Source organism: Ligilactobacillus araffinosus DSM 20653, from assembly GCF_001435375.1.
Lineage (GTDB): Bacteria > Bacillota > Bacilli > Lactobacillales > Lactobacillaceae > Ligilactobacillus > Ligilactobacillus araffinosus.
The window spans coordinates 88,162-103,667 of sequence record NZ_AYYZ01000025.1 but is presented as its reverse complement, the minus strand read 5'-3'; the positions used below and the strand labels follow the sequence as shown (position 1 = coordinate 103,667).

At 39.9% G+C, this 15,506-nt stretch carries 12 protein-coding genes; all 12 read left to right on the top strand.

From position 1 onward, the window contains the following. Positions 1–1,404, top strand: a complete 1,404-nt coding sequence (gene lpdA, locus FC64_RS04085) for a dihydrolipoyl dehydrogenase (protein ID WP_057906674.1) — start codon at positions 1–3, stop codon at positions 1,402–1,404. 66 nt (positions 1,405–1,470) lie between these two features. Then, on the top strand, positions 1,471–2,490 hold the full coding sequence (locus FC64_RS04080) for a lipoate--protein ligase (RefSeq protein WP_057906673.1): 1,020 nt from the start codon (positions 1,471–1,473) through the stop codon (positions 2,488–2,490). 115 nt (positions 2,491–2,605) lie between these two features. After that, entirely contained in the window at positions 2,606–3,325 is a 720-nt protein-coding gene (gene pyrH / locus FC64_RS04075; protein ID WP_057827944.1) for a UMP kinase, read from the top strand. 2 nt (positions 3,326–3,327) lie between these two features. Next, the gene (frr, locus tag FC64_RS04070) at positions 3,328–3,891 is read left to right on the top strand and encodes a ribosome recycling factor (RefSeq protein ID WP_057827945.1); all 564 of its coding nucleotides are present in this window, start codon (positions 3,328–3,330) and stop codon (positions 3,889–3,891) included. A 77-nt stretch (positions 3,892–3,968) separates the two neighbouring features. Next, positions 3,969–4,766, top strand: a complete 798-nt coding sequence (locus tag FC64_RS04065) for an isoprenyl transferase (RefSeq protein WP_057906672.1) — start codon at positions 3,969–3,971, stop codon at positions 4,764–4,766. Beyond that, positions 4,763–5,554, top strand: a complete 792-nt coding sequence (locus FC64_RS04060) for a phosphatidate cytidylyltransferase (RefSeq protein WP_057906671.1) — start codon at positions 4,763–4,765, stop codon at positions 5,552–5,554. The genes FC64_RS04065 and FC64_RS04060 overlap by 4 nt, the downstream gene beginning before the upstream one ends. Positions 5,555–5,584: 30 nt before the next feature. Beyond that, the gene (rseP, locus tag FC64_RS04055) at positions 5,585–6,865 is read left to right on the top strand and encodes an RIP metalloprotease RseP (RefSeq protein WP_057906670.1); all 1,281 of its coding nucleotides are present in this window, start codon (positions 5,585–5,587) and stop codon (positions 6,863–6,865) included. Between the two features lie 55 nt (positions 6,866–6,920). Next, positions 6,921–8,630 carry a proline--tRNA ligase gene (locus FC64_RS04050; RefSeq protein ID WP_057906669.1) on the top strand — a complete coding sequence of 570 codons (1,710 nt, stop codon included), beginning with the start codon at positions 6,921–6,923 and terminating at the stop codon, positions 8,628–8,630. A gap of 117 nt (positions 8,631–8,747) precedes the next feature. Continuing rightward, positions 8,748–13,097, top strand: coding sequence for a PolC-type DNA polymerase III (locus FC64_RS04045; protein WP_057906668.1), 4,350 nt, complete (start codon positions 8,748–8,750; stop codon positions 13,095–13,097). A gap of 506 nt (positions 13,098–13,603) precedes the next feature. After that, positions 13,604–14,101, top strand: coding sequence for a hypothetical protein (locus FC64_RS04040; protein WP_057906667.1), 498 nt, complete (start codon positions 13,604–13,606; stop codon positions 14,099–14,101). Positions 14,102–14,141: 40 nt separating this feature from the next. After that, positions 14,142–14,681, top strand: coding sequence for a hypothetical protein (locus FC64_RS04035; protein ID WP_057906666.1), 540 nt, complete (start codon positions 14,142–14,144; stop codon positions 14,679–14,681). A 147-nt stretch (positions 14,682–14,828) separates the two neighbouring features. Then, complete coding sequence (locus tag FC64_RS04030; RefSeq protein WP_057906665.1) at positions 14,829–15,296, top strand: hypothetical protein; 468 nt, start codon at positions 14,829–14,831, stop codon at positions 15,294–15,296. The last annotated feature ends 210 nt before the right edge of the window (positions 15,297–15,506 follow it).

Genomic DNA, 15,506 nt, shown 5'->3' with positions numbered 1-15,506 from the left:
ATGGTAGTTGGAGATTTTGCGATTGATTTAGATACTGTTGTGATTGGAAGTGGCCCAGGGGGATATGTTGCCGCAATTCGGGCAGCTGAACTTGGCCAAAAAGTAACGGTTATTGAACGTGAATTTATCGGTGGAGTATGTTTGAATATAGGATGTATTCCGTCAAAGGCATTGGTTGAAGCCGCCCATCATTATCAAAGTGCAATGAATTCACAAAAAATGGGATTGCAAGTAACGGCTGCACAACTTGACTTTCATCAAACTCAGATTTGGAAACAAAGTGTTGTTGATAAGTTAACGGGTGGAGTTGCTAGTCTATTCAAAAAACATCATATTGATGTTATTTGGGGAAGTGCATATATTAAGAATGATCATACTTTACGCGTTATTAAAGATGACCAGGCTCAAACCTATACTTTTAAAAATTTGATTATTGCAACCGGAAGTCATCCGGTAGAAATTCCTAATTTTAAGTATGAAGGACGAGTAATTGACTCTACTGGTGCGCTTAACTTAAAACAAATCCCTAAGCATCTAGTGGTTGTAGGCGGTGGATATATTGGATGTGAGTTAGCGTCTGCTTACGCTAACCTTGGGGCTCATGTTTCAATTATTGAAGGAACTGGACAAATTCTTTCAAACTATGAAACTGATATGGTGCGAGTAATTCAGAAACACTTTAGTTCTCAAGGGGTTGATATTTATACCAATGCAGTTGCAAAGAAAGCAGAACAGGACGATCAAAGCGTAAAAGTTACTTTTGAAGTAAATGGTGAAGAAAAACAGTTAGTTGCAGATTATTGTTTAGTGTCGGTAGGAAGACGTCCAAATACAAAGGATATTGGATTACAACATGCTGGAATTCAGTTGGATTCGCATGGATTGATTAATGTTGATAACCAAGGAAGAACAACGGTTCCAAATGTTTATGCGATTGGGGATGTGGTTCCGGGATTTTCACTTGCTCATAAAGCTGAATACGAAGGAAAAGTTGCTGCTGAGGCAATTGCTGGAAAGAAGACGACGGTTGATTATCATGCAATGCCAGCTGTATGTTATACGGACATCCCACTGGCAACAACTGGGTTGACAGCAAAGGAAGCTGCTCAACAAGGATTAGCCGTTGAAACTGCGCAATTTCCATTTTTAGCAAATGGACGTGCAATTTCAATGAATACAACGGATGGCTTTGTTCGGTTAGTATATACTAAAAGCGATGGAATCCTTGTTGGTGCCCAAATTGTTGGGGGAGATGCTGCTGATATGATTAGTGAGCTAACACTAGCAATTGAATCAGGCAATACGATTGATGATTTGGCGTTGACGATCCATCCGCATCCAACGTTAAGTGAAGCGATATGGGATGCCGCAGATATCGCAATTGGATACCCAACAAATATTTAATAATTAATGATTTAAGAGGCTGAAACTGTAACGGTTGCAACCTCTTTTTGAAGTGGAGATGATGAAATGCAGTATTTAGCAATGCAAACTCGGGATATTCGGACTAATCTTGCGACGGAAGAATATTTAATGAATTCTAATGTCATGATTCCTCCGTTTATGCTTTTTTACATTGAAAAACCATGTATTATTGTGGGACGTAATCAAAATACAATGGAAGAGATTAATGAAGATTATTGTCGACAACATGGAATTACAATCACGCGACGGCTATCAGGCGGGGGCGCAATGTATCAAGATTTAGGTAATTTGTGCTTTAGTTTTATTGTTCCAGCTAATCATCAACGTTTTGGTGAATTTAAAACTTTAGTCCAACCAATCGTTAATGCGCTGCATGAGATGGGAGCTACCGGTGCAGAAGTTAATGGACGGAACGATATTGTTATTGATGGTAAAAAATTTTCCGGCAACGCAATGTATACTCGTAACGGAAAGACGTTTTGTCATGGAACATTGATGTTTGATGTTGACACAGACGCAGTTGCAGGAGCATTAAAAGTTCCTAAAGATAAAATTGAATCAAAGGGAATTAAATCAGTTCGCAGTCGGGTAACAAACATAAAACCATATTTGAATCCGGAATTTCAGACACTTGATACAGCTGGTTTTCGGGATGAACTGATTAAGCGCATTTATCACGTTGATGACCTGAGTCAGGCGCAAGTCAATGAATATCAATTAACGGCAAAGGATCAGCAAGCCATTCACCGAATTGAAACTAATCGATACCGAGACTGGGATTGGGCATTTGGGCAATCACCAGCCTTTACGGTTAAAAAGCGGAAGCACTTTGACGCCGGAACGATTGATGCCCGTTTTGAAGTTCAAGACGGTAAAATTAAAATGGCGAAAATTTATGGTGATTTCTTTGGCGTTGAAGATGTCCACCAGTTGGAAAAGGCCCTGATTAGTAGGCCATACGAGGTTGATGCGATCACTAAGGTGTTGCGGTCATTTGATTTGAACAAGTTTTTCAACGGAATTTCATCAAATGATGTGATCGAATTGATTGCTCATCAACACTAAAAAGTGACGACTTCTAAATGAATAATCTCCTTTTGTAACATTGATTGTAATATGATAGAATATATTGAGATTAATTACATGAATGTATCATTTTCAATCAAGTAGGAGGATCCACATGGCTATTAAGTATAAACGTGTCGTATTAAAATTGAGTGGCGAAGCTTTAGCAGGGGATGCAGGCAAGGGAATCAACCCGCCTGAAATCCGGAAAGTTGCTGAAGAAATCAAGGATGTTCACGACCTTGGCGTTGAAATTGCCATCGTTGTCGGTGGTGGTAACATGTGGCGTGGGGTTACCGGTGAACAACTTGGAATTGAACGGGCTCAAGCAGACTACATTGGAATGCTTGGAACGGTAATGAACGCATTGGCATTGCAAGATACCTTGGAATCACTTGGCGTTCCGACCCGCGTTCAAACCGCAATTGAAATGCGACAAGTTGCTGAACCATATATTCGGCGGAAAGCTGTTCGCCACCTTGAAAAAGGCCGGATCGTAATCTTTGCTGCCGGAACTGGTTCACCATACTTCTCAACGGATACAACCGCTGCTTTGCGAGCATCAGAAATTAACGCTGATGTCATCTTAATGGCAAAGAACGGGGTCGACGGGATTTATTCAGCTGACCCGAAGAAGGATGCAAGTGCAATCAAGTTTGAAACATTGACCCACTTAGACATCATCAACAAGGGGCTTCATGTCATGGACTCAACGGCTTCAACATTATCAATGGATAATGACATTCCGTTGGTTGTCTTCAACATGAATAAACGTGGAAATATCAAGAAAGTTGTTCAAGGTGAAAATATTGGAACAACCGTGGAAGGAAAATAATCATGAAGATTACAAATGAAATTATTAAAGAAGGCCAAGAAAAGATGGTTAAGGCTGAAGAAGCCTTGCAACACGAGCTTGGCGGTATTCGGGCCGGCCGGGCAAATGCCAGCTTGCTTAACCGAGTAACGGTTGATTATTATGGCGCACCAACGCCATTGAATCAAATTGCCCAAATTTCAATTCCTGAAGCCCGGGTATTGTTGATTTCACCATATGATAAGTCATCATTGGATGATATTGAACATGCATTATTGGCTTCAGATCTTGGGTTAAATCCGGTCAATGACGGAACCGTTATTCGGTTAGTTATTCCGCAATTGACTGAAGAACGCCGGAAGGAATTAGCAAAAGAAGTTAAAGCCGTTGGCGAAAAGGCCAAGGGCTCAGTTCGCCATGCTCGGCGGGACATTCGCGAAGCTTTGAAGAAGGCTGAAAAAGACGGCGAAATGTCAGAAGATGAATTACATGATTTAGAAGATCAAGCACAACAGGTTACTGATGAAGCAGTAAAAAAGGTTGACGAAATTGTTGCTGACAAGGAAAAGGAAATTCTTGAAGGCTAAGATCAACAGATTTGGGGTAAAACAGACAGGGGCTGTTTTTACCCTTTTTTATTGTCATCAGTGAATGGAGAAGAACAATGTTTAAGAATTTATTTAAAAACACGACGGCAGGCGAGACTGAAGAAGTTAACTTAGATCCTGCAAAGATGCCGCAACACATTGCCATTATTATGGATGGAAATGGCCGATGGGCTCAACGGCGTGGATTACCGCGGGTTGCCGGTCATAAACGCGGAATGGAAGTTGTTAAGGATATTACAAAAGCTGCAAGTGACTTAGGAGTCAAAGTACTGACTCTCTATGCCTTTTCAACCGAAAATTGGAAGCGTCCGGAAAGCGAAGTCAGCTTTTTGATGGATCTGCCGGTTAAATTTTTCGATACGTTTGTTCCGGAATTGATCAAAAACAATGTCCGGGTCAACGTGATGGGTTACACGGAATACTTACCACCCAAAACGCAAAAGGCGGTCAATGATGCAATCGAACAAACGAAAGACAATACCGGGATGGTGTTGAACTTTGCCTTAAATTATGGCAGTCGAGCTGAAATCATCACGGGGGTAAAGAAGATTGCCACCGAAATTCAAAATGGCGATTTAGCCGTTGATGATATCAATGAAGATGTGATTTCGAAGTCCTTGATGACGGAAGAAGTTGCGCCATACAATGATCCAGATTTGCTGATCCGAACAAGCGGTGAAGAACGAATTTCAAACTTCTTGTTATGGCAAATTGCATATAGCGAATTAGTCTTTACTGACAAATTATGGCCGGAATATCAACCAGATGATTTGGTCCATGATATTTATGAATTCCAACAACGTGACCGGCGTTTCGGTGGCGTAAAGGATACTAAGGGAGGAAAATCGAAATGAAGCAACGCGTGACAACCGCAATTATTGCTTTAATTATTTTTATTCCGCTTTTAATTATTGGCGGAACACCATTTAATATTTTAGTTGTTGCAATGGGAATCGTTGCAATGACTGAATTTGTTTCAATGAAAAAATTATTTGTCGTTTCACCAGCGGCATTTATTAGTTATTTTGCAATCGCCAGTTTACTGGTTCCGCGAACATGGTTGAAATTTTTGCCGAAGGGTGAAAACTACATGGATCTTTTCTTTGTTTTCTTACTGTGCTTGTTAGCATTCAGCGTGATTTCAAAGAACATGTTCAATTTTGATGATGCTGGTGCGCTTGTATTAGGAGCAGTCTATGCCGGTTTCGGCTTTCACTTTATGATTCAGGCGCGGACAGAAAGTTTATGGATGCTTCTGTACGCGTTACTAATCGTTTGGATCACTGATAGCGGCGCATACCTGATTGGTCGAAAAATTGGAAAGCATAAATTAGCCCCGAAGATCAGTCCGAATAAAACATGGGAAGGCTCGATTGGCGGGACGCTTGCTGCAGTTGTTATTGTGGGGGCATATATCTTCTTTATGAAGCCATACTTCAAGTACAATTTCGCATTAATGCTTGTTTTGACCCTTGTATTTTCAGTTGGGGGTCAATTTGGCGATTTGATTGAATCAGCATTTAAACGGCATTATGGTGTTAAGGATTCAGGCAAGATCCTTCCAGGGCACGGCGGCATTCTTGACCGGTTTGACTCATTATTATTTGTTTTACCGTTAATGCACTTTGCCGGTTTGATTTAATTTTAAAAAGAAGGGGGTAAACCCAAAACAATGATTGTAACAATTATTGCGTTTGTGATTGTTTTTGGTGTGCTGGTGTTTGTTCACGAATTTGGTCACTTTTATGCAGCCAAAAAATCAGGGATTTTGGTGCGTGAATTTTCAATCGGAATGGGACCAAAGCTTTTTGCATATCATAAAAATGGAACAACGTATACATGGCGGCTTTTGCCGTTAGGCGGTTACGTGCGGATGGCCGGCCTTGAAGATGATGAAGAATCACTAAAAAAGGGTTCGCCAATCACGCTGTTGCTTGATAAGCAGGATCAGGTCATTAAGATTAACACCAGTCAAAAGAAAATGTTAAAGGGCGGCTTGCCGTTGGTTGTGACTGACTGGGATCTGCAAAAGGGAATGTGGATCGAAGGATACGAAAACGGTGATGAAAGTCAGGTTAAACGGTTCGATGTTAAACGTGATGCAATGATCACTGAAGAAGATGGAACTGAAATTCAGGTTGCACCGTTAGACGTTCAATATCAATCCGTCAGTGTTCCGAAACGAATCTTTACGAATGTTGCCGGTCCGTTTAATAACTTTGTTTTGGCAATCATTGCTTTTGGCTTGGTTGCGATGCTTCAAGGCGGCGTTCAGATTCCAACAAATTCAAATGTGATTGGAACGGTTCAAAAGAACTCAGTTGCTGCGAAGGCTGGATTAAAGGCTGGTGACCAAATCGTCGCAATTGATGGTCATCAAGTTTCAAATTGGCACGACCTTGTAAATGATCTTGGTAGTCGTGGTGGTAAGGAGACCACGTTAAAGGTTAAACAAGCTAAGAAAACTAAAGAGATCCAATTAACACCGAAGACGGTTAAACAAAATGGGCAAAAGACTGGCCAAATTGGAATTACTGAAAAAATTAAAAACGACCACTCAATTGGGGCGATTCTTGTATTTGGATTTACCCAAACGTGGAATATTATTATGTTAGTCTTTAGTGCAATTGGGCACATGATTACCCACGGCTTCAGTCTGAATGACTTGGGTGGTCCGGTTGCAATGTACTCGATGACGGCTCAAGCTGCTCATCACGGTACAATTACCGTCATCAACTTGATGGGCTTGTTATCCGTCAACTTAGGAATTATGAATCTTTTGCCGATTCCAGCCCTTGATGGTGGGAAAATTTTATTGAATATTATTGAGGGGATTCGGAAGAAGCCAATGGATCCGAATAAGGAAGTTGTCATTACGATGATCGGGTTTGCGTTCTTGATGATCTTAATGGTTCTGGTCACCTGGAATGATATTCGCCGTTACTTCTTTTAAAAGATTATGGTAGACTTAGAATTAAAATAAATTGTTCGAAAGAAGAGGGATATTAATGAAACAAACACGGATGTTGATTCCGACAATGAAGGAAGTCCCGAGTGATGCAGAAGCAGTCAGTCACCAACTGATGCTGCGGGGCGGTTACATTAAACAAATTTCTGCCGGAATGTATACATATTTACCATTAGCGAACCGCGTTTTACAAAAAATTGAAGCAATCGTTCGCGAAGAAATGGATAAGATTGGGGCTGTTGAAATGCTTGCACCAGCCGTGATTCCAGCCGAATTATGGCAAGAATCCGGCCGGTATGACACCTATGGTCAAACATTATTCAAGTTAAAGGATCGCCACGATCGTGACTTTATCTTAGGCCCAACCCATGAAGAAACCTTCACAGAAGTTGTGAAGGATTCAGTTAAATCATATAAGAAATTGCCATTGGTTTTATACCAAATTCAACCAAAGTACCGCGATGAGAACCGGCCACGGTTTGGTTTATTGCGGGGCCGCGAATTTATCATGAAGGACGGCTACTCATTCCATGCTGATCGCGAAAGTCTTGATCAAGTATTCAATGACATGGGAAATGCTTACCGGAACATTTTTAACCGCGTTGGTTTGACATTCCGTGAAATCATTGCTGATTCAGGAACAATGGGTGGAAAGGATTCCCACGAATTTATGGCAATTGCTCCAATCGGGGAAGACACTGTGGTTTATTCTGATAGCAGTGACTACGCTGCAAACATTGAAAAGGCAACAAACTTACGGACGGTTCAAAAGTCACACGAAACACCGCAAGAATTAAAGAAGGTTGAAACGCCGAATGTGAAGACAATTGATGAAGTTGCTGAATTCTTAGGCGTTGATTCGCAAGATGAAATCAAGACGTTACTGTTTGTCGCTGATGATGAACCAATCGTAGTTTTGATGCGTGGCAACGATGAATTAAACGAAACGAAGTTAAAGAGTTTCTTAGGGGCTGACAGTTTACGACCAGCCGTTGAAGAAGAAGCTCAAAAGTACTTAGGGGCAAGCTTTGGTTCATTAGGACCCGTCGGAATTGATGAAAAATTGAAAGTATATGCTGACCTTGACGTTGAAGGTATGGTCAATGCCAGTGCCGGTGCCAACGAAGACGGTTATCACTACATTAACGTTAACCTTAACCGTGACTTTAAGGTTGATCAATTCGTTGATTTACGGACGGTTCGCGAAGGCGACGCTTCTCCAGACGGCGAAGGCAAGTTAAAGTTTACCCGCGGAATCGAAATCGGCCACATCTTTAAATTAGGAACGCGTTACTCAGAGAAGATGGGCGCCAACGTCTTAGATGCTAACGGGCGTTCAATTCCAATGATTATGGGCTGCTATGGAATCGGAATTTCACGGTTGCTTTCAGCAATCATTGAACAAAACCATGATGAGAATGGAATGATTTGGCCACGCAGCATTGCACCATTCGATATCCACGTTGTTCCAGTTAACGTGAAGAACGAAATACAACGGACATTAGCCGAAGAGATTGAAAAACTGTTGCAAGATGCTGGCTACCAAGTCTTGCTTGATGATCGGAAGGAACGGGCCGGTGTTAAGTTTGCTGATTCAGACTTGATGGGCTTGCCGGTTCGGATCACAGTAGGTAAGAAGGCCGATGACGGTATTGTTGAAATCAAATTGCGGAAATCTGGCGAAACGGTTGAAGTTAAGGTTGACGAATTAGTTGATTCCCTTGCAATTTTATTGAAGAATGTCGATTAATTTTTTAACCGTAACAAACTAGTAAAAACTGAAGAAAGATAAGACTGGGTCCTTTTGTCCCGGTCTTATTTTTGTTATGATAGAACAAGCACATAAATACGAGGGAGGACTAAAAGCGTGGCACTTAGTAAACAAGAATTATTTGAAAAGTTGCTTGAACAGGTTGACTGGCAACCGGATGCGGAATTTCAAGAAGCATTCAAGGATGCAGCCATCGACCAAGTTGAAGTTCATGTGAATTCGCACCGGTGGGATTTTCATTTAAAGGTCAATGATATCTTACCGTTTAATGCCTATCAGGATTTAGCGAACCATGTTGCCGCTGCTTTTAAGGAAATTGCCGCAACCCGGTTGATTGTTGAAACGGAGGATCCCAAGGTCACGGATCACAATTTAGCTGATTACTGGGAATGGGCGGTGACTCACAGTGAAGTTCATTCACCAATGATCCATGAGGTTTTTCGCGGCAAAGTGCCATATCTGGATCATAAACGGCCAATGATCGTTGCAGAAAATGAAATCATTAAGGACTTTTTGACGACTAAAGCTCTTGGACCGATTGAAGAAGAATATCAACGGTTGGGATTCCCGAAGATGACGTTTGCGACGATCGTTGATGACTCCAAATCTCAAGAAAAAATCAACGAATTTAAGGAACGCAAGGCAAAAAGCGATGCTGAATTGGCTCAAAAAGCAATGGCAGCGATTCAAAAGCAAAGTGAGAAAAGGAAGAAAGTTGCGAAGAAGGCCGCTTCAATTGACGGGCCGGTTATAATTGGCCGGAAGATTGCTGACGACATTCCGGTCCGGCAAATGGCCGATATTAATGAAGAAGAACGATCAGTAGTTGTTCAAGGCTATATTTTTGACTGTGAAATTCGACAATTACGTTCAGAACGTAAACTGCTAATTCTGAAAGTTACGGACTATAGTTCATCGTTCGTTATCAAGAAGTTTTCGCGTGATGAAAATGATGAGGCATTGTTTGATGCCTTGAAACCGGGTAAATGGATCAAGGCGCGCGGGAGTGTTCAGGAAGATACTTACATGCGGGATTTGACGATTAATGCATATGACATTATGGAAGTTCATCACGAGGAACGCCAGGATACTGCGCCGGAAGATCAGAAGCGGGTCGAATTGCACCTGCACACCAACATGAGTCAAATGGATGCCACCAACAGTATTTCAGATTACGTGGCGCAAGCTGCTAAGTGGGGCCAAAAGGCAATTGCGGTTACGGATCATGGCGGTCTGCAAGCCTTTCCAGAAGCTCATACCGCTGGAAAGAAAAATGACGTTAAAATTTTATATGGAGTTGAAGCTGATATCGTTGAAGATGGCACTCCAATTGCTTACAACGAACAGCATGTGAATTTAAAGGATGCAACTTATGTTGTTTTTGATACTGAAACGACCGGATTATCTGCGCGTTACAACAAAGTCATTGAATTGGCAGCGGTTAAGATGAAAAATGGAACGGTAATTGATAAATTTGAGCAATTTATTGATCCGGGCCATCCGCTTTCAGAAACAACGATCAACTTAACAAGTATTACGGATGATATGGTCCGCGGTTCAAAGTCGGAAGAAGAAGTCTTCAAGATGTTCCAAGACTTCTGCAAGGGCTGTGTGATCGTCGGACATAACGCAACGTTTGACGTCGACTTTATGAATACCGGTTACGAACGGCATGGTCTGCCACTGATCAGTGAACCGTGGGTCGATACGTTGCCGTTAGCGCGTTTCCTGTATCCTGAAATGAAGGGATTTCGGTTAAATACCTTGGCAAAGAAGTTGGATGTTAACCTAGAGCATCACCACCGGGCAATTTATGATGCCGAAGCAACCGGGTATATTTATTATGCAATGTTGAAGGACGCGGGAGAACGGTATGATATCCAGTTCCATGATCAGTTCAACCAATACATGGGACAAAATGATGCATACAAGCATGAACACCCATTTCATGCAACGATCCTGGCGCAAACGCAAGCCGGATTGAAGAACCTTTTCAAGTTGATGTCAGACGGAATGACGAAGTACTTCTACCGCGTTGCACGGATTCCACGGTCAGTGTTGGATAAGTACCGCGAAGGCTTGTTAGTTGGTTCAGCATGTGCAGATGGTGAAGTCTTTACGGCGATGATGCAAAAGGGATACGGCGTTGCTAAAGAGAAGGCCAAGTATTACGACTACCTTGAAGTTCAACCGAAAGCCATTTATGCACCGTTAATTGAACAGGAACTGGTTAAGGATGAACACAACCTTGAAGAGATTATTGCTGATATGGTTAAGCTGGCCCATGAGTTGAATATTCCGATTGCGGCCACGGGCGATGTGCACTTCATGAACAAGGAAGATGCGATTTACCGTAAAATTTTGATTCACTCGCAAGGCGGAGCTAATCCGTTGAATCGGTTACGGAAGTTGCCGGACGCGCATTTCCGCACAACGGATGAAATGCTTGAGGCCTTTAATTTCTTAGGCGAAGATACGGCCAAAGAAATCGTTGTTGACAATCCGAATAAGGTTGCGGCAATGTGCGATGAGATTTCACCGGTTAAGGATAAATTGTATACGCCCAATATGCCGGGAGCGAATGATCAAATTCGCGAATTAGCAATGAATAAAGCGCATGAATGGTACGGCGATCCGTTGCCGGAATTAGTTCAAGCCCGGCTTGATAAGGAATTGAAGTCCATTATTGGGAACGGGTTTGCGGTTATTTACTTGATTGCCCAAAAACTGGTATTTAAATCAAATAAGGACGGGTACTTGGTAGGTTCCCGGGGGTCCGTTGGTTCAAGTTTTGTTGCCACTATGACTGGAATCACCGAAGTTAATCCGTTGCCACCGCATTATCGGTGTCCACAATGCAAGTATTCGGAATTTTTCACAAAGGGTGAATACGGTTCGGGGTATGATTTGCCTGATAAAGATTGTCCTGAATGTGGCACGCCATTGATTAAGGATGGCCAAGAAATTCCCTTTGAAACGTTCCTTGGATTTAAAGGAAACAAAGTTCCAGATATTGATTTGAATTTCTCCGGTGACTATCAACCAATTGGTCACAATTACACGAAGGTTTTGTTCGGCGAAAACAACGTGTACCGCGCCGGAACAATTGGCACGGTTGCGGATAAAACAGCTTATGGCTATGTTAAAGCATATGAGCGCGATACAGAGCAATCCTTCCGCGGAGCTGAAGTTGACCGTTTAGCAAAAGGAGCTACTGGGGTTAAACGAACGACAGGGCAGCACCCGGCTGGAATTCTAGTTGTTCCGGATAACATGGAAATTTATGATTTTTCACCGATTCAATACCCGGCGGATGACCTAAATGCTCCATGGCGAACGACTCACTTTGATTTTCACTCGATTCATGATAATATTTTAAAACTTGATATTCTGGGGCATGATGACCCAACGATGATTCGGATGCTGCAAGATCTTTCCGGAATCGATCCGAAGTCGATTCCAACTGATGATCCAGGGGTCATGTCCTTGTTCTCAGGAACAGATGTTTTAGGTGTTACGCCGGAACAAATTCAATCAAAGACCGGAACGTTAGGGGTTCCTGAATTCGGAACGCGGTTTGTTCGGGGAATGCTTGAAAAGACGCATCCCGCAACCTTTGCAGAATTGTTGAAGATTTCAGGCCTTTCTCACGGGACAGATGTTTGGTTAGGAAACGCCGAAGAATTGATTGAAAACGGCACGGCAAAGATGAGTGAAATTATCGGATGTCGTGACGATATCATGATGGATTTGATCCACTTTGGCGTAAATTCAGAAACGTCATTTCAAATCATGGAACACGTGCGGAAAGGGCGCGGAATTCCGGATGATTGGCAAAAGGAAATGCGTGAAGCTGATGTACCTGATTGGTACATTGGATCATGTTTAAAAATCAAGTATATGTTCCCAAAGGCGCACGCTGCGGCTTACGTTTTGATGGCACTGCGGATCGCGTACTTTAAGGTTTACTTCCCAATCATCTACTACGCTGCGTATTTCTCTGTTCGAGCAGATGACTTTGATTTGGTCGCAATGGCTCACGGGAAAGAAGCTGTTAAGAATGCGATGAAAGAGATCAACGATAAGGGAATGGATGCCTCAACAAAGGAAAAGAACCTGTTGACGGTACTTGAAATTGCGAACGAAATGCTCGAACGCGGCTTCAAGTTTAAGATGGTTGACATCAATAAGTCGGATGCTTCCGATTGGTTGATCATGGAAGACGGGAAGACTTTGCTGGCACCGTTCTCAGCCATTCCAGGATTAGGATTGAACGTTGCTAAACAAATTATCGCGGCGCGAGAAGAAAAGGCCTTCCTCTCAAAGGAAGACTTAGCTAAACGCGGAAAGGTTTCCCAATCAATCATTGAATTTATGAACGAACAACATGTTTTGGATGATTTGCCGGATGAAAATCAGTTGAGTTTGTTTGATAATATGTTTTAGATAGAGAATGAAGTCTATGAATTTAACGTTCATAGGCTTTTTTATTTTGATTTCAAATTAATCTTCCAGCTTTAAGTTTGAGTAAGATACGAAAAGTGAATACGATTTTGAATACGTTTTGTCATAAATCGATGTAATTTTTAAAACATTGAGTTTATTGTGGTGTGGTTGTTAAAGCGCCATGAAGCTAAGAAATAATAATTATGTCGATATTCATTTTTTGGAAGTTGCCTGATAAAAGACAATATGCAATCGATAAAGTGCAAGATATGCTGGAACGGTCAGACCTCAATAAAAAAGATGAAGAATTGTTAATCGGTTGTATCGAACATACTCATTTTTAGTAACCGGATTAATACTTGGGGGGGGAAAACGATAGTTGTTTTTAATTAACAACAAGCAGAAACTGCACGTATTGATATAGGCGACAATAGCAATCATATTTGCTATTTATTTTTGGATTTGATACAATTCTACGGTTATATAAGGGTCTAGGAGGAATTTAAATGGAAAATAAATATAAAGTTCATCAATCAATTTTTAAGTGGTTAGTTACATTTATTGCAATGATAATTGTATTTTGGTTTTGTTATTCTAACAGATCTGCTATTCCAAATTTAGTGTTTCAAATTTGTATGTGGATTGCTGTAATTGGTATTGGTTTAGGATTAGTTGTTTCACTGGGAATATGCATCTGGTTTTTATTTGCAAAATCTGTATTGGCGTTTGATTTTAATCAAAAAACAATTACTGTAAAAAATCCGGTTTTGTTTAGTAAGCGAACTATTGATATTCGTTTTGATGAAATTTTGAAAATTTCTGTTAGTCGAGAAGGAATATATCGAATGATTAATATTGATGTCAAAAAACCGCATGAGAAAACAGGAATGATGATTAATGATAGAATGACTGTATCCGCTAATTTATATTTTCCTACTAGCAAAAGCATAAAGGATTTAGATGATGCAATTCAACGTCTAAAATCAGAATTAGATATTAAATAATACTAAATGTTTTGATAATTTTAGTGAGGGAGTATTTGTTTTGAAAAAAGATACATTTATTGCTGAAGAGTCTTCAATCAAGTGGTTTTTCTTTATGTGTTATATATGTCTTTTTAGTTGTTTACCTATTTTACTTATTATTAAGTTTTTTCTTCATTTTACATTGATAAATGTAATAGGACTTGCACTTTTAGGACTTTTGGTTTGTGTAGTTGTTTCTTTCCGTGCGGTAATTAGTTCGCCTTTAAAAATTGATTTTGACCATGGGATTATTTCTTTTCGTAAAACTTTCAACTATGAGTTGAATGGAATGGCGGGGAATGTTAAAGCAGGAGATGCAAAGAAGATAAGTTTTGATGATATTGCTGATGTAGATATTAAAGGATTGAGTACTCATTTGATAAGTCTTAAATTTGCTGTTCTTTTGGTTAAGACAAAGACAACTTGTGAAGGATTGCCGTATGACTTAACTAAGGGTAATAATATTATTTCTATATCATTAAATCTAATGACATGTAGAAGTTCTAAAGAATTAAAATCAGTGATTAATCGTTTAAAATCAGAGTTAAATGTTAATTGATAACTAATTTACATACATATAATTTTTATTGTTATTTACTGAAACGTTTAACAGATGAATAAAAATAGAATGAATAGCCTGTAATAGCGATGATGAGGGCTATTTTTGTAATTACGGATGTTACAAAAGATCTAGGGGGGATTCTAAATGAAAAATAGGTTTGAAGCGATTCAATCTAATGTTATATGGCTGCTCATGCTTTTAAGTATATTGGGATTTATATATTTTTTTTGGAACGGAAATGCTAAATCTTTTTGGATTTTATTTTGGGTATTTGTTTTTATTATTTATTTTTATCGTTTTCTATATCTTAGGAAAAAACCGGTGTTAATTATAGATTTTGAAAATAAGTTTATAATTACACGTGTATTTAAAATATTTAGATGTAAAGTGAAAAAAATCAATTTTGAAAATATTGAAAAAATATCGATAATTGGAAAAATAAATCCAATAAGTAGAGTCCCTTTAGGAGGACCAATAGGAGACTTTAAAATTAGTCTAAAAAATGAAGATTCAGTAAATGGAAATCTATATTTTCTCACAAAAGAAAATTTTAAAGAATTGGAAGAGGCATGTTCACGGTTGAAAAAGGATTTGAAAGAAAAGTTATTTTAAAATTATATTATTTCCGACATATTTAGTTTTAAATATAAAATTAATTATATAGTTAGATGTAATTTTTTCATAATGTAACAAATTATATAATGCTGAATCTTAATAAAAAATATATTGACCTCTTAAAGCGTATAATGATTCTCTTAATATCGGATGGTAGAATTATTATAAACAGTTAATCATCGTGATTGGACTCTAACGTCAATTACG

Coding starts and splice junctions, on each gene's coding strand:
- lpdA (WP_057906674.1), top strand. CDS start 1: ATGGTAGTTGGAGATTTTGCGATTGATTTAGATACTGTTGTGATTGGA.
- FC64_RS04080 (WP_057906673.1), top strand. CDS start 1,471: ATGCAGTATTTAGCAATGCAAACTCGGGATATTCGGACTAATCTTGCG.
- pyrH (WP_057827944.1), top strand. CDS start 2,606: ATGGCTATTAAGTATAAACGTGTCGTATTAAAATTGAGTGGCGAAGCT.
- frr (WP_057827945.1), top strand. CDS start 3,328: ATGAAGATTACAAATGAAATTATTAAAGAAGGCCAAGAAAAGATGGTT.
- FC64_RS04065 (WP_057906672.1), top strand. CDS start 3,969: ATGTTTAAGAATTTATTTAAAAACACGACGGCAGGCGAGACTGAAGAA.
- FC64_RS04060 (WP_057906671.1), top strand. CDS start 4,763: ATGAAGCAACGCGTGACAACCGCAATTATTGCTTTAATTATTTTTATT.
- rseP (WP_057906670.1), top strand. CDS start 5,585: ATGATTGTAACAATTATTGCGTTTGTGATTGTTTTTGGTGTGCTGGTG.
- FC64_RS04050 (WP_057906669.1), top strand. CDS start 6,921: ATGAAACAAACACGGATGTTGATTCCGACAATGAAGGAAGTCCCGAGT.
- FC64_RS04040 (WP_057906667.1), top strand. CDS start 13,604: ATGGAAAATAAATATAAAGTTCATCAATCAATTTTTAAGTGGTTAGTT.
- FC64_RS04030 (WP_057906665.1), top strand. CDS start 14,829: ATGAAAAATAGGTTTGAAGCGATTCAATCTAATGTTATATGGCTGCTC.